The organism is Agrobacterium sp. 22-214-1 (assembly GCF_053522465.1).
This window is the reverse complement of sequence record NZ_JBNWCK010000001.1, coordinates 765,563-781,912: the sequence shown is the minus strand read 5'-3', so window position 1 is coordinate 781,912 and position 16,350 is coordinate 765,563. Positions and strand designations below refer to the sequence as shown.

Genomic DNA, 16,350 nt, shown 5'->3' with positions numbered 1-16,350 from the left:
GATATGGGAGGAGAGTGCCGTGCCAAAGGTTGTCGTTCGCAATTTCGCCATCTCGCTTGACGGATACGGCGCGGGCCCAGACCAGAGCCTGCAGAACCCGCTGGGTGTGAACGGCGAAGAGCTGCACCAATGGGCCTTCAAGACCCGCACCTTTCATCGCATGTTCGGCAAGCAAGGCGGCTCGACCGGGACGGACGAGGATTTTTCCGAAAAGAGCTTCGAAAATATCGGCGAGAGTCCTTTTCAGCCCAAGGACTTGGGCTGACTGGATTCCTGTGACGAGCACAGGAATGAGGGAGTGGGGACCAGACACTCCTTATCGGAGAATGGCACGCGTTGCTCTCAATGGCGCTACTCAGTTGCGCAGCGATATCTCCAGAAGCTCGGTATCGGCAAGCGGCTCCACCCAGGCCTCATAGGTACCGACGGGCGAAAAGCCCATCATCTGGTAAAGCTGCAGCGCGCGCGGATGGTCGAGCGTGTTAGTGGTCACCGTCACCCGTTGCGGATTGTCCTGCCAGGCGGCGTAAAGCGCCTGTAACAGGAACCACTTGCCGACGCCTGCGCCGATCGCTTCTTCGAGCAGCCCGAAATAGGACAGCTCGGTTACCTCGTCGCTCGCCTTGTTCAGTTCGAAGAAACCGGCGGGCGCACCATTCATATAAAGAACCGTAACGCTGTTTTTCAGATCGCGCAGAATGGCGGAAAGCTCCGCATCGCTCATGCGCATGCGCTTCTGCCAGTGCCAGCGTTTCCCCACCCGCCAGTAAAGATAGCGGTAGAAATGCAGGGGAATATTGTTGACCCGCATCAGCGCCGTCTGGATGTTCACGGGGATCGGCAGGCTGACCTTCGGCGGAGCCGTCATTTCCAGCTGCGTCACATGCGCCTTCAGCGGTCCGTGCGACAATGTTGGGATTGCATCCGCCGGACCGGTAACCACCGGCGTATCCTGCAATCCGCCCCATTCCGACCATGAGCCGTCGTAAAGCGAATTATCCTTGTGACCGAGCGATTCCAGCGCCAGCGTAATGACGGCGGCGGTGACGCCCGAGCCGCAACTGGTGACGACGGGCTTCGAAAGGTCGATACCGGCATCGGTCACCATTTTGCGGATGGCGGTGAGGTCCTTGAAGTGGCCGTTTTCGGAAAAGGCTGTCGCAGGCAGGCTGCGCGCGCCGGGCATATGGCCGGAGCGCATGCCGGCACGCGGCTCGGCCTCGTCGCCGGTAAAGCGTCCGGCGCCACGGGCATCGGCAATCTGTTTTTCGCCGCTGTCGACGATGCCGCGCATGGCGCCAAGCGAGGTCACGCGTTTCTCGTTGAAATCAGGCGTAAAGGTTGCGGGTTCGATTTCCGGCGTGCCGGTTTCGAGCGGCCGGCCTTCGCGTTTCCAGCCATCGAGGCCGCCATCCAGCACATAGGCCTTGCGCACGCCCATAACCCGCAGCATCCACCACACGCGCGGCGCGGAAAAGAAACCGGGGCCGTCATAGACCACGATCGTATCGGTGTCGCTGAGGCCAAGCGCGCCAGCCTGTTCCGCAAAGAATTCCGGCGAGGGCAGGGAATGCGGCAGGCCGGTGGTATGATCGGCGATCTTGTCCTGATCGAAGAACACGGCGCCGGGCAGATGGCCGGCCGCATATTCTTCCGCACCGTTGCGCTTGTGCGCCGGCAGATACCAGGAGGCATCAACGAGACGAAACCCGGCCGTGCCGAGCTGCTTTTCCACCCAGTCCGCCGAAACGACGAAACGGCTCTTATCCGTGCTCACGATGTTTCTCCCAATCTCAGGCAACAGCTTCAGGCGCGCCGAAACGAATGCGGAACCGCCTGTTCTCCTTGCCCTTCTTTTCTATCTTCGCAATGTGAATATCGCCCACTTCCTGCGTTTCGGAAACATGGGTGCCGCCGCAGGGCTGGCTGTCGATGCTGGAATTTTCGCCGATGCAGACGAGGCTGACGCGGCCGAGGCCCATCGGTGGCCGCACATTCTTGGATTTGACGATGCCCGGATTGGCCTGCAATTCCTCGTCGGTGATCCATTGCAGGAAGACGGGATGGTTGGCTTTCACCAGTTCCATCAGCTTTGCCGTCACCTCGTCCTTGTCGATGGTTTCCGACATGTCGAAATCGACACGCGATTCATCCTCGCCGACGGCGGCTCCGGTGATCGGCCACTGGCAGACGACGGAGAGCAGATGGCAGGCGGTGTGCATCCGCATCAGCTTGTAACGGCGCGGCCAGTCCACATGCAGGGTCAGTTTTTCGCCGATATCAGGGGAAGGCTGGCCTCCGAGCGGCATATGGACGATCACGCTCTTGTCGGCACCGTTTTTGGTGATGCCGAGTTCGATGCGCGAACCATCGGCCCGCTCGAGAAAACCGCTATCGCCCGGCTGTCCGCCGGAGGTGGCGTAAAAGCATGTCTGGTCCAGCTCTATGCCGCCATCCTCATGCACCGCCGTGACGATCGCTTCTGCGGTGGAAAGATAAAAATCGTCACGGAACAGGGCATTCACAGGCATTTCGGCATGTCCTCAAACGGTTTCGTACGGAACCGCAATCTCGCTTTTCGTCGCCAGCCACTGCGGAATCGGCAGTCCCTTGGAACGCAGGAAATCCGGATTGAAAAGCTTCGACTGATAACGATTGCCGTAGTCGCACAGTATCGTCACGATTGTATGCCCCGGACCAAGCTCGCGGGCAAGGCGGATTGCGCCGGCGATGTTGATGCCGGAGGAGCCGCCGAGGCAAAGCCCTTCCTTCGTCACCAGATCGAACAGAACCGGCAGCGCTTCCGCATCCGAAATGCGGTAGGAGAAGTCAGGCGTAAAACCTTCCAGATTGGCGGTGATGCGCCCCTGTCCGATGCCCTCGGTAATGGAGGAACCTTCCGACTTCAGGACACCGTGCTTGTAAAATTCATAGAGAGCCGCACCCTCGGGATCGGCAAGGCCGATCTTGATGTCGGGGTTGAAATCGCGCAGGCCATCGGCGACGCCCGCAAGCGTTCCGCCGGAACCGACCGAACATATGAAGCCGTCCACCTTGCCGTCCGTCTGGTCCCAGATTTCGGGGGCAGTCGTTTCGATATGGGCCTGACGGTTGGCGATGTTGTCGAACTGGTTGGCCCAGATCGCACCGTTTTCATCGGTCGCGGCAAGCTGTTTTGCCAGCCGGCCGGAAACCTTCACGTAATTGTTCGGGTTGGAGTAGGGGGCGGCCGGAACTTCGACCAGCTTGGCGCCGAGAAGCTTCAGCGCGTCCTTCTTTTCCTGGCTCTGCGTCTCGGGAATGACGATGACCGTCTTATAGCCCAGCGCATTGGCGACCAGCGACAGACCAATGCCGGTATTGCCCGCAGTACCTTCCACGATGGTGCCGCCCGGCCGCAGCTGACCGCGCCGCTCGGCATCGCGGATAATGTAGAGCGCGGCGCGATCCTTCACCGACTGACCGGGATTGAGGAATTCCGCCTTGCCGAGGATTTCACACCCCGTCGCTTCAGAGGCGGCTTTCAGACGGATGAGCGGCGTGTTGCCGATAGCACTGAGCGCAGAGGGATGAATGGTCATGATTGAGCCTTCTTGTCTGAGCGGAAATTAGGTGCCGTTATGTCCCGTTACAACCGCTTCAACGCAAGAAATTATCTTCCCGGCTTTGGCTTAGCCACGCAAAATTTTGCCGATACCCAATTTTATGTGTTCTTCTTCACCTCGGCATAGGCCGCAAGCGCTCTTTCGCGCGCTTTGGCGTGGTCGACAATCGGCTGGGGATAGGTTTTTCCAAGCTCGATGTCCGCCTTTTTAAGAACCTCTTTCGGCGCTTCGAACGGCTTGTGGATGTATTTCCGGTCGAGCTTTTCAAGCTCCGGTACGAAACGGCGCACATAATCGCCATCGCCGTCGAATTTCTCGCCCTGCAGGATGGGGTTGAAGATGCGGAAAAACGGCGAGGCGTCCGCGCCCGAACCCGCCACCCATTGCCAGTTGGCGGCGTTGGAGGCCGGGTCCGCATCGACAAGCGTGTCGCGGAACCATTTCTCGCCCGTCCGCCAGTCGATCAGCAGATGTTTGATGAGGAAGGAGGCCACGATCATGCGCACCCGATTGTGCATGGTGCCGTGTTTCCACAATTGCCGCATGCCGGCATCGACGATCGGATATCCCGTCATCCCGCGGGTCCACGCCGTGAAGGATTTTTCATCGTCTCGCCAGCGGAAGGCGTCGAAACTGTCGTTCCAGTTCTTTTCATCGAGTTCGGGAAAATGAAACAGCAGGTGATAGCAGAATTCCCGCCAGGCGATTTCCTTGCGAAAACGGCTGATATCGTTGGAGGCGATGTGGCGGGAAAGCCCCTTCGTCGCGTGCCAGACGGTAGAAGGCGATATTTCGCCGGACGCCAGATGCGGCGAAAGCAAAGAGGTTGCGTGCTTTGCCGGAAAATCGCGGCCTTCTTCATAACCCTTCAAAGCGCCATCGATGAAATCGTCGAGTTTCTCCCGCGCCCCGCCTTCGCCGGGAGACCAGATGTCGCTGAAGTGTTTCGCCCAGTCGGGCTTCGTGGGTAACAGTTTCCACTCGCCAGGCTTTTCCGATTTCGGCCACGTCTTCGGCGCCTTCAGACGCTTCGGCGCATCCGCCGGCGCATGCGGCTCCTCGCCGCCCTCCAGCGCCCGCCAGAAGGGCGTATAGACCCGGTAGGGACCGCCGGATTTCGTCTGCAGCCTCGATGGCTCATGCAGCAGATGGCCGGAAAAGCTGCGGACCGTCAGGCCGTCATCCCGAAGCGTCTGTTTCAGCGCCTTGTCCGTCGCCATGCCGGCGGGATCGTATCGGCGGTTCCAGAACACCGTCTCGGCACCCGTTTCGGACATCAGATGGCGCAATGTCTCGCCGGCGTCGCCGCTGAGAAGCACGAGGCGACTGCCGATTTTCTCCAGTGCGGCGGCGAGGGACGTGAGGGAATGATGAAGCCACCATTCCTGTGCGCCGCCGAGCGGGCCGCAGGATTTTTCCCTGATATAGACGGGGATGACGGGGCCGCCATGTTCCACGGCGGCAAGCAGGGCGAGATTGTCCGAAAGGCGCAGGTCCTTGCGGAACCAGACGATGGCGGGGGAGGCTGTTGTCGGCATGAAAAGACCCGGTTCACTTCCGCTTGAACGAGTGTTGAAACGCTTTGTTCCGCAAATCGGCTAGAATGGAAAGATGGAGGCACATGGTTTTTCGAGGGTTATTTTTTCGCCCTTGAAACCGCTGATAAAGGGAACCAACTGGAGGAGCCGGCGTTTGTCGCGGGTTAATAGAGCATGGAAGTGCAATCAATGTTGCTGAATGACGTTAAGTGGGAAAAGCCCGTTACCATCTCCCTCGAAAACGGTGCTCCCAGGATTTTCAATGGCGTTTACGAAGCCTTCGATTTTCTCCAGCACGAATGGCCTGAGCGTGGCGACAAGGTGCATGAACAGGCGCTGCGCCTGTGCCGCGCCTCGCTGATGGGCGACGTGGCGGGGGAAATTGCCCGCACGGCCTTCGTTGCTGCCAGCCGGCAGGCGCAGTGCCTTGTGGAAGAGCCGGGCAAAATCGCGTCCTGAACGGATTTTCGGAACTGATGCGTATAAGGCCACCCGCCAAAAACGGGTGGCCTTGTTTGTTGAGTAGCAGGAAACGGGTTGTTTCGAATGCGGGATATGGCATCGTGCATGCGAAAAAGCGGATGAGCGACGGCAATGAGCAACCATTACGGCTATATTGTTTTTCCCACAGCCCTTGGCCATTGCGGCCTTGCATGGGCGGGGCGGGGCATTGTGCGTCTGCAATTGCCCGGTTCTGATGCCGGCGAGACCGAAAAACTTCTCCAGAAGCGCCTGCTATCCGCCTCAATCGCCGTTCCCGAAACACGCACGCGTGAGGTGATTGCAATGATCACCCGTTATTTCGGCGGCGAGGAGATTGATTTTACCGCCGTCGAACTCGATCTCGCCGGGCAGGAGCGTTTTTTCCTCGATGTTTACGCCGTTGCGCGGCAGATCGGCTGGGGCGACACGACGACCTATGGTGGCATCGTAAAAACGCTTGGTCTTGGCATGGAAAAGGCCCGCGATGTCGGCCAGGCCATGGCGAAAAATCCGGTGCCGCTGATCATTCCCTGTCACCGGGTTCTTGCTGCCGGCGGCAGGCTTGGCGGCTTCTCCGCACCGGGCGGAACCACCACCAAATTGCGTATGCTGGATCTTGAAAATGCCGGCCGCAGCCGCGCCGATGAGGCGCAGGGCAGCCTGTTTTGAAGCAATGACAGATCAGCGCGCATGAATAGGCGTCTGATTTCTGCCCATTTCTCGTCAAATTGTCGCTAAATTGTCACAATACACGGACGCCCTCTAACATAAGGGCGAGACGTTTGAGAGTATCCGCGTTAATTCTATCGGTTGCCTTGTCTTTTACAGTTGCTGCATCGGCCTCTGCCGGCATGCTGAACCAGGCAGAAAAATACACCGGACTGCATGAGTCCAAGAACAACAAGAGCCTCAAGAACATTCTTGGCGCAAATCCCCGCAGCACCCCATGGTGCGGCCTTTTCCTGCATGCGGTCGCCAGCAAGGCCGGCCGGCAATCTCCCAAATCCTATGGATTTGCGAAGTCCTGGACATCCTTCGGTTATGCCGTGCCCGTCAGTCAGGCAAAGCCCGGCGATGTCGTCGTCATTCGCAACGGCCGCGGTTACCACGCCGGCATTTTGAAGAGCATGAGCGGCAAGACCGCCCAGATCCTCGGCGGCAATCAGTCCGGCCGGGTGCAGGTGTCGAACTTCAACCGCAAGGCCATCGTTTCGGTCCGCCGATAAATCCTCTGACATTTTTGACGGCATTTTTTGATAAAGGCGGGCTTTGACCCGCCTTTTCCATTTTTGGGCCTAGGGTTGCTCTCTAGTGCCAGGTGCTGCGTCACGCTGGTCGTCGTCCTCAAGGTCTGTTGCGACGATGAAAGCGTCCTCGTGCTGCCTTGCAGCCTGCCGGCGCGCACGCAGGCTCATGCTCTCGTCCGGGTAAATCTCGCCATCTTTGGCTTTCAGCTCGCTGTCTGTTTCGAAACGCGCGACATCATCGTCCTCAATATCAAGCGGTTTGGTTTTCGGCTTCTGCGGGGTGGTCATGAAGCGATCTCCTGCTGGTTTCTGCAGGCCAAACGATCGGCGGACGATGACGGTTCCCTTTCTCGCGGAAATGCTCATTCGTCGCAGGTCGAGGCGGAACTAACTCTGGCTTTTTTTGTTTTTTCAATGGCACAATCAAAACCGGTGCAACGTAAACAGGGAGGTCCGTTATGAGCCATGACCGCGAAGCCGCAATCCGTGAAAAAGCGCGCGCAATATGGGAGAGGGAAGGAAGACCCGACGGGCATCATGAAAGACACTGGATCGAGGCGGAACGGGAGCTTTCCGCAGATGCGGAAGCGGCAAAGTCCAAAAGCGGAAATGGCGTGAAGAAGTCTGCTGCCGAAAAGGCGCCTGCGAAGAAGACGCCCGCGAAAAAGGCAACTCCGGCAAAGGCCAAATCGCCCGCGGTAAAATCGCTTGAGAAAGAGCGGAAATCTACGGACAAGAACAAGGAAGACGATCTCACCGAGAGCCTTGAGGAGAGTTTTCCGGCAAGCGATCCTCCGGCGCTGACCAACGCCACGAAGGCGACGAAGCGGGCGGTCAAGAAGAGCTGATCGTGTGACGGCCGGATGATGGGGAAGTCACGACAACCCCCGAGAAGAATGGGGCGAATTGCAGCTGCACTTCGCTCTTCAAAACATGTTTTTGAGAGAAATGGCTCCCCGGGCCGGATTCGAACCGGCGACCTGTCGATTAACAGTCGAATGCTCTACCGCTGAGCTACCAGGGAACGTGCGCTGCTTGGCGCGGTGTGAGCGGGGTAATACAAATGCTTTTCCGATTTGCCAAGCGGTTTTTTCAAAAAAAACGCATTCCTCTTGTTTTATCCCTCCAGAGTCCCGATTTTCCGGGCTTATCGCCGGTGAAAAAATTATCCACAGGCCAAATGCAAAAGGGCAGGATGGAAATGAAATTCGGTATCGACCACAGAACGCACCGCCTCCATGTCGGAAAATGGAGCCTTGCCATGCCGCGTTCGCGCGTCGGCAGGATTGCGACGGGCTCGGCGCTGGTGGTGGGCGGAACGCTGGGTTTCCTGCCCGTTCTCGGCTTCTGGATGATTCCGCTCGGTCTCGTCGTGCTTTCCCACGATCTGCCGGCGGTTCGCCGCCAGCGGCGAAGGCTGGCGGTCTGGTGGGCATCGCGGCAGAACCGCCGCGAGACCCGCAATGGCGACCGGCAATAGGTCTTATGCGCCGATGGAACTGCTGATGCCCTGGCCAGCCCAGAAGGCCGCATAGGCGAGCGCTGCGAAATAAATCGCCGTCAGCCCCAGAAACAGGTAGCCCCCGAGCACGGTGACACCATCTCGCTGAATCATCCCGGCCGAAAAAAGCAGGATCGCGACACCCGGAAGGGTGTTGGAGAAGGGAATGAAGCCGAGCGGCATCATCAGCAATACGCCCGCCGTCATCAGCGCAAGCCCGTTTATGCGGTTGGCAATGATGCCGGTCGTCAGCGCGGGAATGCGCGGGCGAATGAAACCGTCGAGCTTGGAGACGATGGCGACGCCTTTTTGAAGGGCTGGAACGAGCTTTTCCGTCTCCATCTGCCGGTCGAGGATTTTTGCCGGCAGCCATGGCAGGCGGTTGAGGGTGATTGCCAGGCTGACAAGGATGATCGCCGCACCAAAGACCGTGCTGACGCCGGGAATGGAAACTGGGATGAGAAAGGGCAGGGAGGCGATTGCGCAGATAAGCAACAGGCCCTGTTCGCCGATCGCTTCCATCAACTCGCGCAACGTGATCGTCTGACCCTGCAGCTTTCCTATCAGCTTCTCAAGCGTCGTGCTGAGCTTTTCAGACGTATCAGTGAATGCGAATTCGTTCGTCATGCGGCTTCCCGGGAGTTGTTTTAACTCCGGGCTTGATAACATTCATCCGGCCCAATGCCTATCATTGATAGAAACGGAGCCTTTCACATTTGGTCGAGTGGTTCCTTCCTGCTCAGTGCGAAACCCAGCTGCTGTAAGCCCCTGCAAGAAGAACCACCAGCAGAATGACAAGTATGACCGGATTGATCGATGTAACGAAGCTTACATATTCCATGATAACTTCCTCCTCTTCCGTCCACCTTCATTCTACAGCAAAAAGGCGAGCTCATCTACCACAGGGTGAAATTTCGCATCGCAGCAACCAGCTCTCGGTATGGGCGGGAAATGCTCGTCTTTATGATTTTTTGCGATGCAAAAATAAATTTTCCAACATTTGCCATTCTCTTGCGTTGTCTCTAATCCTCATTCGGGGCCGGTCTCTCCGGCTCGCCGGCAACCGCATGAATCACCGCCGATATGCCTTGGCTCCCGCCTGCCTTCACTCCGCAACACTCTTCCCCGGGGACACGACATGCTGAAAAACATCTATGCCTGGACGATGGCGCTTGCCGCGCGCAAAACCGCCGTGTGGTGGCTGGCAATCGTGGCTTTCGTGGAAAGCTCCATCTTCGTCGTGCCTGCCGATGTGCTTTTCTTGCCCATGGTGCTGGCCAGGCCGAAAAAGGCGATGTTTTATGCGCTCGTGGCAACTGTCGCCTCTGTTCTCGGCGGCATCGCCGGCTGGTTCCTCGGTCATTATGCCTTTGAAAGCATCGCCCGACCCATTCTCGAATTTTACGGCAAGCTCGACAGCTTCGAGCATCTGAAGAACTCCGTGGATTACGAAACCATCGTTCTCCTGCTGGTAACATCGGGGCTCGCGCATCTGCCGCCGATCAAGGTCGTGACGATCCTTTCCGGCGCGGCCAATATCAGCCTTGGCCTGTTCATTCTTTCGGCGGTCGTCACGCGCGGCGCACGCTTTTTCATCCTTGCCGGATTGCTGCAGAAATACGGGGAATCGGTGCGTCATTTCATCGAAAAACGCCTCGGCGCCATCACCGCGGCCGCCGCCGCCGCGCTCATCGCGGTCTATGCGGTTTACGTTTTCGTGCGTTGATCAAGCGCAAATTTTCTACTCTTACAATACTGTCGCATAACTTTCAGCTTACTGTCAGAATCCGCCTGTATCGGTTCTCTCGTCGAATGAGGGAACCGTTTTATTATGCGAAGATTCTGGAAGTGCTCCTTTTGGGGCATGGGTATTGCTGTGCTTGCCGCAGGCGGTTATCTCTACGCCATTCAGCTCCTGGGCAATTTTCACGAGGTTGTCGCGGGGCAGCTTTATCGCTCCAACCAGCCGAGCAATGAGCAGCTCGTCCGCTATACCAAAGACCACGGTATCAGGACGGTCATCAATCTGCGCGGCGCGAACGAATCCAAGGCTTGGTATCGCGATGAGGTCGAAACCGCCCGCGAGCTGGGACTTAATCACATCGATTTCGGCATGTCGGCAAGTCAGGAGCTCGACATGAACAGGGTCAACGAGCTGGTCGCCATCATGCGCGATGCGCCGAAGCCCATTCTCATTCATTGCAAGGCCGGTGCGGACAGGACAGGCCTCGCCACCGCGCTCTATCTCAGCCGCGTGGCAAAGCTTGATGAGGAACAGGCGGAAAGCCAGCTTTCCTTCCGCTTCGGCCATATCGGCATTCCCTATCTCTCGGAAACCTACGCCATGGACCGAACCTGGGAGAACGCGGAAAAGATGCCCGTCGTCGACGATTTCGCCATCGCCTCCAACGAGTTCTGAAGTCGGCTCGAGCGCATTTCCCGCAGGACAGCACTTTCATAAGCTGAATGGGATCTTGCGTCCTGTCTCGATGACGGAGGTTATCGGGACGGGCGCAACCCAGAGATCTTGGCCGGTTGAGGGCGCGGCGGCGCATCATCTATCGCCGCCGTCCAGCGGGATATTTCCCGGTGTGAATTTTACCGGAAATGACAATTTTCATTTTTATATTAGCAACTTATGTGATTTTGTAATTTAAGTTGACTCGCAGTGTCACCTTTTATACAGCGGCATTGTTTCAACTTCTGGATCGCATCATGACCCGCAAAACATTTATCGGCGGCCTTGCCGCATCGTTCTTATCCGTTTTCTTTATCGCACCTTCCGCTACCGCCGCAGAGAAGACCATCACCGACGTCATCGGACGCGAGGTGAAGGTTGATCTTCCTGCAAAACGCGTCGTTCTCGGTTTCTATTTCGAGGACTACATGGCGGTGGGTGGCGAAAAGGCCTATGATTCCGTCGTCGGCATTTCCCGCGAAGCGTGGGAAGGCTGGGTTCCCGCCAACTGGAAAATGCATCTCGCTCACCGCGCCTCGCTTGCGGATATTGCCGATGTCGGCGAAGTCGAAGCCCAGACCTTCTCGGTCGAAAAAGTTCTGAGCCTCAATCCCGATCTGGTGATCCTGGCGGATTGGCAATACAAGGCGCTCGGTCTCGATGCCGACCGTCTGGAAGAAGAGGGCATTCCCGTCGTTGTCGTCGACTATAACGCCCAGACAGTCGAGCGCCACGTCGCCTCCACCCGGCTTTTTGGCGAACTCACCGGCCAGCAGCAGCGCGGCAAGGAAATTGCGGAATTCTACGCCGGTTCGCTGAAGGACGTCGGCGAACGGGTAGCGAAATCCGGTCAGCCGAAACCGAAGGTCTATGTCGAATTCGGCAATAAGGGACCGGCCGAATATTCCTTCACCTATGGCAAGAACATGTGGGGCGCCATGTCCACCGCCGCTGGCGGCGACAATATCGCAGCACCTTTCGTCGAGTGGTGGGGACCGATCAATCCCGAGCAGGTTCTGGCTTCGAAGCCCGACGCCATCTTCATTTCCGGCCGTGAAAACAACAAGAACCCCGCGGCGCTGCCGATGGGGCAGGCGGTGAAGGCCGCGGATGCCCGCGAAAAGCTCAAGGCCTTTGAAACACGTCAGGGCTGGAGTGAATTGCCGGCCATCAAGAACGGGCAGCTGTTCGGTGTCTATCAGGGCGCGTCGCGCACGCTCTCCGATTTCGCCATGGTGCAATATATCGCCAAGCAGCTTTATCCCGAGCAGTTCAAGGATGTCGATCCGATCGCGAACTATCTCGGCTATTACAGGAAGTACCTGCCGGTCACGCCTGAAGGCACCTTTGCCATCGCCGTCAAGGATTGATGGTTCTGTGGCCGGCGGCGGAAAAGCACATTTGCTTGCCGCTGAAGGTTAAATTCTGCGGACGCCACTGCACGGCGTCCGCTTTTCAGCGTCTTTTTCAAACAGGTTTTCCATGACAATTGCCGCCCGCAATGCCGAAGCCATCGGTGCGCACCGGCTGCGTGAACGTCGTCGCTGGCGCGTCGTCTTGGTCTTTTTCGTGCTGATGGCGGTAAGCCTCGTTCTCGATATCGCCACCGGTCCCTCGCTGCTGTCGCCCGCCGAAGTGGTGAAGTCGCTGACTGGCCTTGGCGAACGGGCGGCGATGACCGATTCCATCGTGCGCGGCCTTCGCCTGCCCATGGCGCTGATGGCGCTCGCCGTCGGAGCGGCGCTCGGCGCCGGCGGCGCGCAGATGCAGACCTTGCTTAATAATCCCATGGCAAGCCCCTATACGCTCGGCATGGCGGCTGCGGCGGGCTTTGGCGCCGCGCTGGTGCTTGCGCTCGGCGGTCTCGGGCTGGATGCCATGATTGCCGTTCCACTCGGCGCTTTCGTCTTTTCCATGCTCGCTGCGCTTTTCCTTTTCATGCTGGCCTCCATGCGGCAGATGACGGCCGAAACCATCATTCTCGGCGGCATCGCGCTTCTTTTCCTGTTTCAGTCGCTGCTGTCGCTCATCCAGTTCCTGTCCTCGCCGGAACTGTCGCAGCAGATTCTTTTCTGGTTGTTCGGCAGCCTGACCAAGGCGACCTGGCCAACACTTGGTTTGACGGCCGCGGTCACCGCCTTCTGCTGCGCCCTGCTGATGGCGGATTGCTGGAAACTGACGGCGCTGAGGATGGGAGAAATGCGGGCAGCCAGCCTCGGCATCAATGTCCGCCGGCTGCGCATGAAGGTTCTCATCATCGTCGCCATCATGACAGCGACGGCCACGAGTTTTGTCGGGGTCATCGGTTTCATCGGGCTGGTCGCACCGCATATCGCCCGTATGACGGTGGGCGAGGATCAGCGCTTCTTTTTGCCGATGTCGGTGCTGAGCGGCGCGCTGATGCTTTCGGCAGCCTCGATCCTCTCCAAATCGATCATTCCCGGCGCTCTGTTCCCGGTCGGCATCGTCACCGCCATTGTCGGCGTGCCGTTTCTCCTGTGGCTGATTTTCGCTCCGAAGAGGCGTGGCCGATGATGGTTCTGGATAATATTTCCGTCGAACGTGGTGGGCAGGCTATTGTGAGAGACCTCTCGGCACGTCTGGAGCCCGGGCGCATCCATGCCGTCATCGGCCCCAACGGCACAGGCAAGACGACGCTTCTCAGAGCGATCTTCGGTGACCTGCCGCTCGCCGCCGGCGCGATCAGCCTCGGCGAGCGTCGCCTTCGGGCCGGGGAAAGGGCAGGGCGGCACAGCATGGACTGGCGGGATCGTTTCGCCTATATGCCGCAGGATACGGCCGCCGATATAGCGCTCAGCGTGCTGGAGGTGGTGGCGCTCGGCCGCTTCTGCCGGCTTTCGCTTCATATTGACGACGAAACGCTCGATCTGGCCATGACACGCCTGCATCAGGCCGGAATAGCCCATCTGGCGGGCAGGGAGATCGCCTCGCTCAGCGGCGGGCAACGGCAGATGGCGCTTTTCGCGCAGGTTCTGATGCGTGAGCCGCAGGCGATGCTGCTCGATGAGCCGGTCAGCGCGCTGGACCTCAAGCATCAGGTGGCGCTTCTCGATCTGGTGCGGCAGGAAACCCGCACCAATGGCCGGGTGACGCTTGTTGTGCTGCATGATCTCAACCTCGCCTGCCAATATGCCGACAACCTGCTGGTGATTTCGGATGGCGCGTTGAAGGCGACCGGCGCACCGGGCGATATCGTCACGCCGAAGCTCATTTCCGACACCTATGGCGTTGCCGTGGAGGTGTTGCGCGACCGGCGCGGCAATCCCGTCATCCAGCCGGCGGGCGACCCGCCGCTCGAACATTTCAAAACCCTTGAAGGAATAATTGCATGAAACGATTTTTGATGACGTTCGCCACCGCTTTTGCTGTAATCCTTCCCGCCACGCCATCCCTTTCCGCAGAACACAAGATCCTGATGCTTAATTACGGCAAGGATGGCGGCATGGTGTTCGAGCCTTCCTATGTGAAGGCGGAGCCGGGCGACACCATTACCTTCGTGCCGCAAAATTCCAGCCACTATGTGCAGTCCTATGCGGTTCCGGAAGGCGTTAGCCCCTGGAAAAGCAAGCTCGATGAGGCCTTCACCGTCACTGTCGAGAAGGAGGGTGTCTATCTCTATTATTGCCCGCCGCATCTGATGATGGCGATGATCGGCATCATTCAGGTCGGCAAGCCCGTCAATCTCGAAGCCGTCAGACAAAAGGCCGAGAAGCTGCGGCCCAAGCTCGTCATGAAGAGCGAAAGGCTGGAGGCGGCGCTGGGGCAGGTGACGCCCGCACAATAACGCCCCGCCTTTCACGCCGCACCAATCTGCACCGCAAACCCGCTTCTTCAACCCGAAACCAAGGATGAAACCATGGCAAACAAAGTGATCGAAACGACGTTGAACGATCTCCTCAATGGCGAGCTGCGCGCCCACCACGCCTATCTTCAGGCGGCCGCATGGGCGGCGGAACGCAATCTCGACGGTTGCTATAAATTCCTGCTCGGCCACGCAGCGGAAGAGCTGGAGCACATGCACCGCATCTTCGGCTTTCTGAACGATCTCGGCGCACGCGTCACCTTTTCCGAATTGCCGGCGCCGCAGGTCACGGCAAACGACATCAAGGGCCTGTTCACCATCGTGACGGAGCACGAATCCCGCGTCACCGCCGCCATCAACGCGGCAGTCGATCTTGCCCGCGCGGAAAAAGACCACGCCACCACCTCATTCCTGCAATGGTTCGTGGATGAGCAGCATGAGGAAGACAGCCTTTGCCGCACCATACTCGGCAAGATCGAGTTGATCGGCGACGGCCCCAATGCGCTTTACCTGATCGACCGCGAAATCGGTCAGCTGGCGGACAAGGGCTGATTGCTGTGCCAGTCCCAACTCTCAATAGTATGCGATTCATGATCGGGTAAATCACGTACCACGATGCCGGGTGAACTCGGCATCGCCTCAGAAAAGTTGCGGCCATTCCAATCTGTCAGGCGATACTGCGTGACGGCGGCTTAACCCGATCACTGTCGCGTAAAGAGTTGCCGAAACAACGCTTCCGAACGCTGACGCCCTTCATGCGTCAGCCCCAGCGACTTCGATTTATTGACAGGGTTATCGATCATGCCCTTCTGGTGCAAACGCTCCAGCACATCCCAGTCATGCCCCTTCCAAGCGTAGTAGTCGTTGTGAAGGGTCAGCCATAGCAGTGCAAGCACCGTGTCATCGATTTTTTCTTCATCGATATCCATTCAACACCTCGCGACGATTGGCAGTGAAGGTTCGCTATCTGCGGGAAGTTATCGGCTTCTCCGGTCCGGTGCAATGACAGGGCTTATCAGCGCCCAATCCCGTCCAGCGGCGTCCATCCGCGCGTATATCCCTTTCCCATAATGGCGACCGCCAGGGAAAGCTGTTCCTGCAGATGCTCGATTTCGCCGAGAAGGGCTTCGACAGCCGCCTTCGCATCGCCGTCATGACACTGGATGATATATCCGGCTATGTCGTCGGGCCGTATGGGGGTGATTTTTTCAGCGTCGGACATAGTGGATGACCTCTCTTTTGTTCACTAAATGTTCTAATTTTAGCAGAGAGTCAACAACGCAATGGGCGTCGCCCTTTACAGTCCGGCACTGCGGAATTGAACGTTAGTGGACCGACGGATCTTCGCCATCCAGAAAGCTGCGAATCCCGTCTTTCTCACACGTGGCCAGGAATTCTTCCCAGGCGTCTTTGTCGGTCGCGAAGGGTTCGTCCCAGGTGGTGACATCGTCATGCTCGCTGATGACCTCGAGCGTCCAATCCTGCTGTGTGCCAGCGGGCCGGTAGATATCAACCAGAACCGTGATACCGTCGTCTTCAAACTCGCCCGAGAATTCTGAGTGTTCTATTTTCGTTTTTTTGGCCATCTCGGCACACCTCATTCTCAGGCCTGGACAAACGTATAGCCCAATCCGGGCTTTTAAATTCGCGCATGGCGCGGGTTACCAGATAGCTGAAACAAATATAGCCAGCTCT

Annotated in this window: 21 protein-coding genes, 1 tRNA gene and 1 pseudogene; 13 read left to right on the top strand and 10 right to left on the bottom strand. The window is 58.1% G+C overall.

The window, feature by feature from the left end:
- Positions 1 to 19: 19 nt before the first annotated feature.
- Positions 20 to 232: pseudogene (locus ACQZ5G_RS03980) on the top strand (DNA-binding protein); the annotation flags it as partial.
- Positions 233 to 355: 123 nt separating this feature from the next.
- Here the strand turns inward: ACQZ5G_RS03980 and sseA are convergent.
- The 4 genes from sseA to ACQZ5G_RS03960 all read right to left on the bottom strand — a co-directional run bounded on the left by sseA (position 356) and on the right by ACQZ5G_RS03960 (position 5,143).
- On the bottom strand, positions 356 to 1,777 hold the full coding sequence (gene sseA / locus ACQZ5G_RS03975; RefSeq protein ID WP_448737026.1) for a 3-mercaptopyruvate sulfurtransferase: 1,422 nt from the start codon (positions 1,775 to 1,777) through the stop codon (positions 356 to 358).
- Between the two features lie 16 nt (positions 1,778 to 1,793).
- Positions 1,794 to 2,531 carry an alanyl-tRNA editing protein gene (locus ACQZ5G_RS03970; RefSeq protein WP_448737025.1) on the bottom strand — a complete coding sequence of 246 codons (738 nt, stop codon included), beginning with the start codon at positions 2,529 to 2,531 and terminating at the stop codon, positions 1,794 to 1,796.
- A 12-nt stretch (positions 2,532 to 2,543) separates the two neighbouring features.
- Positions 2,544 to 3,581 (bottom strand): cysteine synthase A, encoded by a 1,038-nt coding sequence (locus tag ACQZ5G_RS03965; protein WP_035217756.1) that lies wholly within the window; start codon positions 3,579 to 3,581, stop codon positions 2,544 to 2,546.
- Between the two features lie 122 nt (positions 3,582 to 3,703).
- On the bottom strand, positions 3,704 to 5,143 hold the full coding sequence (locus ACQZ5G_RS03960) for a cryptochrome/photolyase family protein (RefSeq protein WP_448737024.1): 1,440 nt from the start codon (positions 5,141 to 5,143) through the stop codon (positions 3,704 to 3,706).
- Positions 5,144 to 5,332: 189 nt separating this feature from the next.
- Between ACQZ5G_RS03960 and ACQZ5G_RS03955 the strand changes: the two genes are divergently transcribed.
- From ACQZ5G_RS03955 to ACQZ5G_RS03945, 3 genes are all read left to right on the top strand, one after another.
- Positions 5,333 to 5,602, top strand: coding sequence for a DUF982 domain-containing protein (locus ACQZ5G_RS03955; RefSeq protein ID WP_003521573.1), 270 nt, complete (start codon positions 5,333 to 5,335; stop codon positions 5,600 to 5,602).
- 135 nt (positions 5,603 to 5,737) lie between these two features.
- On the top strand, positions 5,738 to 6,295 hold the full coding sequence (locus tag ACQZ5G_RS03950; protein WP_448737023.1) for a methylated-DNA--[protein]-cysteine S-methyltransferase: 558 nt from the start codon (positions 5,738 to 5,740) through the stop codon (positions 6,293 to 6,295).
- 113 nt (positions 6,296 to 6,408) lie between these two features.
- Positions 6,409 to 6,852, top strand: coding sequence for a TIGR02594 family protein (locus ACQZ5G_RS03945; protein ID WP_003521571.1), 444 nt, complete (start codon positions 6,409 to 6,411; stop codon positions 6,850 to 6,852).
- Positions 6,853 to 6,921: 69 nt separating this feature from the next.
- On the opposite strand, the gene ACQZ5G_RS03940 is transcribed toward ACQZ5G_RS03945, so the two are convergent.
- Positions 6,922 to 7,161, bottom strand: a complete 240-nt coding sequence (locus tag ACQZ5G_RS03940) for a hypothetical protein (RefSeq protein WP_080817212.1) — start codon at positions 7,159 to 7,161, stop codon at positions 6,922 to 6,924.
- Between the two features lie 170 nt (positions 7,162 to 7,331).
- Between ACQZ5G_RS03940 and ACQZ5G_RS03935 the strand changes: the two genes are divergently transcribed.
- Positions 7,332 to 7,721: a DUF2934 domain-containing protein gene (locus tag ACQZ5G_RS03935; protein ID WP_137003339.1), complete on the top strand. Its 390-nt coding sequence runs from the start codon at positions 7,332 to 7,334 to the stop codon at positions 7,719 to 7,721.
- A 101-nt stretch (positions 7,722 to 7,822) separates the two neighbouring features.
- Here the strand turns inward: ACQZ5G_RS03935 and ACQZ5G_RS03930 are convergent.
- A tRNA-Asn gene (locus tag ACQZ5G_RS03930) sits at positions 7,823 to 7,897 on the bottom strand.
- A gap of 177 nt (positions 7,898 to 8,074) precedes the next feature.
- Between ACQZ5G_RS03930 and ACQZ5G_RS03925 the strand changes: the two genes are divergently transcribed.
- Positions 8,075 to 8,353, top strand: a complete 279-nt coding sequence (locus tag ACQZ5G_RS03925; RefSeq protein ID WP_448737079.1) for a hypothetical protein — start codon at positions 8,075 to 8,077, stop codon at positions 8,351 to 8,353.
- Positions 8,354 to 8,356: 3 nt separating this feature from the next.
- Here the strand turns inward: ACQZ5G_RS03925 and ACQZ5G_RS03920 are convergent, their stop codons facing one another.
- Complete coding sequence (locus ACQZ5G_RS03920; protein WP_448737022.1) at positions 8,357 to 9,001, bottom strand: exopolysaccharide biosynthesis protein; 645 nt, start codon at positions 8,999 to 9,001, stop codon at positions 8,357 to 8,359.
- 511 nt (positions 9,002 to 9,512) lie between these two features.
- Between ACQZ5G_RS03920 and ACQZ5G_RS03915 the strand changes: the two genes are divergently transcribed.
- The 7 genes from ACQZ5G_RS03915 to ACQZ5G_RS03885 all read left to right on the top strand — a co-directional run bounded on the left by ACQZ5G_RS03915 (position 9,513) and on the right by ACQZ5G_RS03885 (position 15,207).
- A complete protein-coding gene (locus ACQZ5G_RS03915) occupies positions 9,513 to 10,100 on the top strand; it encodes a YqaA family protein (RefSeq protein WP_059752579.1) in 588 nt (195 codons plus the stop codon).
- Between the two features lie 138 nt (positions 10,101 to 10,238).
- Positions 10,239 to 10,793 (top strand): dual specificity protein phosphatase family protein, encoded by a 555-nt coding sequence (locus ACQZ5G_RS03910; protein WP_003521565.1) that lies wholly within the window; start codon positions 10,239 to 10,241, stop codon positions 10,791 to 10,793.
- Positions 10,794 to 11,089: 296 nt separating this feature from the next.
- The gene (locus ACQZ5G_RS03905; RefSeq protein ID WP_448737021.1) at positions 11,090 to 12,202 is read left to right on the top strand and encodes an ABC transporter substrate-binding protein; all 1,113 of its coding nucleotides are present in this window, start codon (positions 11,090 to 11,092) and stop codon (positions 12,200 to 12,202) included.
- A gap of 112 nt (positions 12,203 to 12,314) precedes the next feature.
- Positions 12,315 to 13,367: a FecCD family ABC transporter permease gene (locus tag ACQZ5G_RS03900; protein WP_059752584.1), complete on the top strand. Its 1,053-nt coding sequence runs from the start codon at positions 12,315 to 12,317 to the stop codon at positions 13,365 to 13,367.
- Entirely contained in the window at positions 13,364 to 14,185 is an 822-nt protein-coding gene (locus ACQZ5G_RS03895) for an ABC transporter ATP-binding protein (protein ID WP_448737020.1), read from the top strand. Before ACQZ5G_RS03900 ends, ACQZ5G_RS03895 begins: the two co-directional genes overlap by 4 nt.
- On the top strand, positions 14,182 to 14,637 hold the full coding sequence (locus ACQZ5G_RS03890; protein WP_448737019.1) for a pseudoazurin: 456 nt from the start codon (positions 14,182 to 14,184) through the stop codon (positions 14,635 to 14,637). Before ACQZ5G_RS03895 ends, ACQZ5G_RS03890 begins: the two co-directional genes overlap by 4 nt.
- 72 nt (positions 14,638 to 14,709) lie before the next feature.
- Positions 14,710 to 15,207 carry a ferritin gene (locus ACQZ5G_RS03885; RefSeq protein ID WP_271045062.1) on the top strand — a complete coding sequence of 166 codons (498 nt, stop codon included), beginning with the start codon at positions 14,710 to 14,712 and terminating at the stop codon, positions 15,205 to 15,207.
- Between the two features lie 149 nt (positions 15,208 to 15,356).
- Here ACQZ5G_RS03885 and ACQZ5G_RS03880 read toward each other — a convergent pair whose 3' ends face one another.
- From ACQZ5G_RS03880 to ACQZ5G_RS03870, 3 genes are all read right to left on the bottom strand, one after another.
- A complete protein-coding gene (locus tag ACQZ5G_RS03880) occupies positions 15,357 to 15,584 on the bottom strand; it encodes a DUF6429 family protein (protein WP_125145983.1) in 228 nt (75 codons plus the stop codon).
- Positions 15,585 to 15,670: 86 nt separating this feature from the next.
- On the bottom strand, positions 15,671 to 15,877 hold the full coding sequence (locus tag ACQZ5G_RS03875; protein WP_448737018.1) for a hypothetical protein: 207 nt from the start codon (positions 15,875 to 15,877) through the stop codon (positions 15,671 to 15,673).
- A 103-nt stretch (positions 15,878 to 15,980) separates the two neighbouring features.
- Positions 15,981 to 16,241: a hypothetical protein gene (locus ACQZ5G_RS03870; protein WP_020811146.1), complete on the bottom strand. Its 261-nt coding sequence runs from the start codon at positions 16,239 to 16,241 to the stop codon at positions 15,981 to 15,983.
- Positions 16,242 to 16,350: the final 109 nt, after the last annotated feature.

Excerpts from the sequence above, each read along its gene's own strand:
- ACQZ5G_RS03870 (WP_020811146.1), bottom strand. The coding sequence starts at position 16,241 with ATGGCCAAAAAAACGAAAATAGAACACTCAGAATTCTCGGGCGAGTTT.
- ACQZ5G_RS03970 (WP_448737025.1), bottom strand. The coding sequence starts at position 2,531 with ATGCCTGTGAATGCCCTGTTCCGTGACGATTTTTATCTTTCCACCGCA.
- ACQZ5G_RS03890 (WP_448737019.1), top strand. The coding sequence starts at position 14,182 with ATGAAACGATTTTTGATGACGTTCGCCACCGCTTTTGCTGTAATCCTT.
- ACQZ5G_RS03875 (WP_448737018.1), bottom strand. The coding sequence starts at position 15,877 with ATGTCCGACGCTGAAAAAATCACCCCCATACGGCCCGACGACATAGCC.
- ACQZ5G_RS03940 (WP_080817212.1), bottom strand. The coding sequence starts at position 7,161 with ATGACCACCCCGCAGAAGCCGAAAACCAAACCGCTTGATATTGAGGAC.
- ACQZ5G_RS03900 (WP_059752584.1), top strand. The coding sequence starts at position 12,315 with ATGACAATTGCCGCCCGCAATGCCGAAGCCATCGGTGCGCACCGGCTG.
- ACQZ5G_RS03910 (WP_003521565.1), top strand. The coding sequence starts at position 10,239 with ATGGGTATTGCTGTGCTTGCCGCAGGCGGTTATCTCTACGCCATTCAG.
- ACQZ5G_RS03895 (WP_448737020.1), top strand. The coding sequence starts at position 13,364 with ATGATGGTTCTGGATAATATTTCCGTCGAACGTGGTGGGCAGGCTATT.
- ACQZ5G_RS03915 (WP_059752579.1), top strand. The coding sequence starts at position 9,513 with ATGCTGAAAAACATCTATGCCTGGACGATGGCGCTTGCCGCGCGCAAA.
- ACQZ5G_RS03935 (WP_137003339.1), top strand. The coding sequence starts at position 7,332 with ATGAGCCATGACCGCGAAGCCGCAATCCGTGAAAAAGCGCGCGCAATA.
- ACQZ5G_RS03920 (WP_448737022.1), bottom strand. The coding sequence starts at position 9,001 with ATGACGAACGAATTCGCATTCACTGATACGTCTGAAAAGCTCAGCACG.
- ACQZ5G_RS03885 (WP_271045062.1), top strand. The coding sequence starts at position 14,710 with ATGGCAAACAAAGTGATCGAAACGACGTTGAACGATCTCCTCAATGGC.
- ACQZ5G_RS03905 (WP_448737021.1), top strand. The coding sequence starts at position 11,090 with ATGACCCGCAAAACATTTATCGGCGGCCTTGCCGCATCGTTCTTATCC.
- ACQZ5G_RS03880 (WP_125145983.1), bottom strand. The coding sequence starts at position 15,584 with ATGGATATCGATGAAGAAAAAATCGATGACACGGTGCTTGCACTGCTA.
- ACQZ5G_RS03925 (WP_448737079.1), top strand. The coding sequence starts at position 8,075 with ATGAAATTCGGTATCGACCACAGAACGCACCGCCTCCATGTCGGAAAA.
- ACQZ5G_RS03960 (WP_448737024.1), bottom strand. The coding sequence starts at position 5,143 with ATGCCGACAACAGCCTCCCCCGCCATCGTCTGGTTCCGCAAGGACCTG.
- ACQZ5G_RS03955 (WP_003521573.1), top strand. The coding sequence starts at position 5,333 with ATGTTGCTGAATGACGTTAAGTGGGAAAAGCCCGTTACCATCTCCCTC.
- ACQZ5G_RS03950 (WP_448737023.1), top strand. The coding sequence starts at position 5,738 with ATGAGCAACCATTACGGCTATATTGTTTTTCCCACAGCCCTTGGCCAT.
- ACQZ5G_RS03965 (WP_035217756.1), bottom strand. The coding sequence starts at position 3,581 with ATGACCATTCATCCCTCTGCGCTCAGTGCTATCGGCAACACGCCGCTC.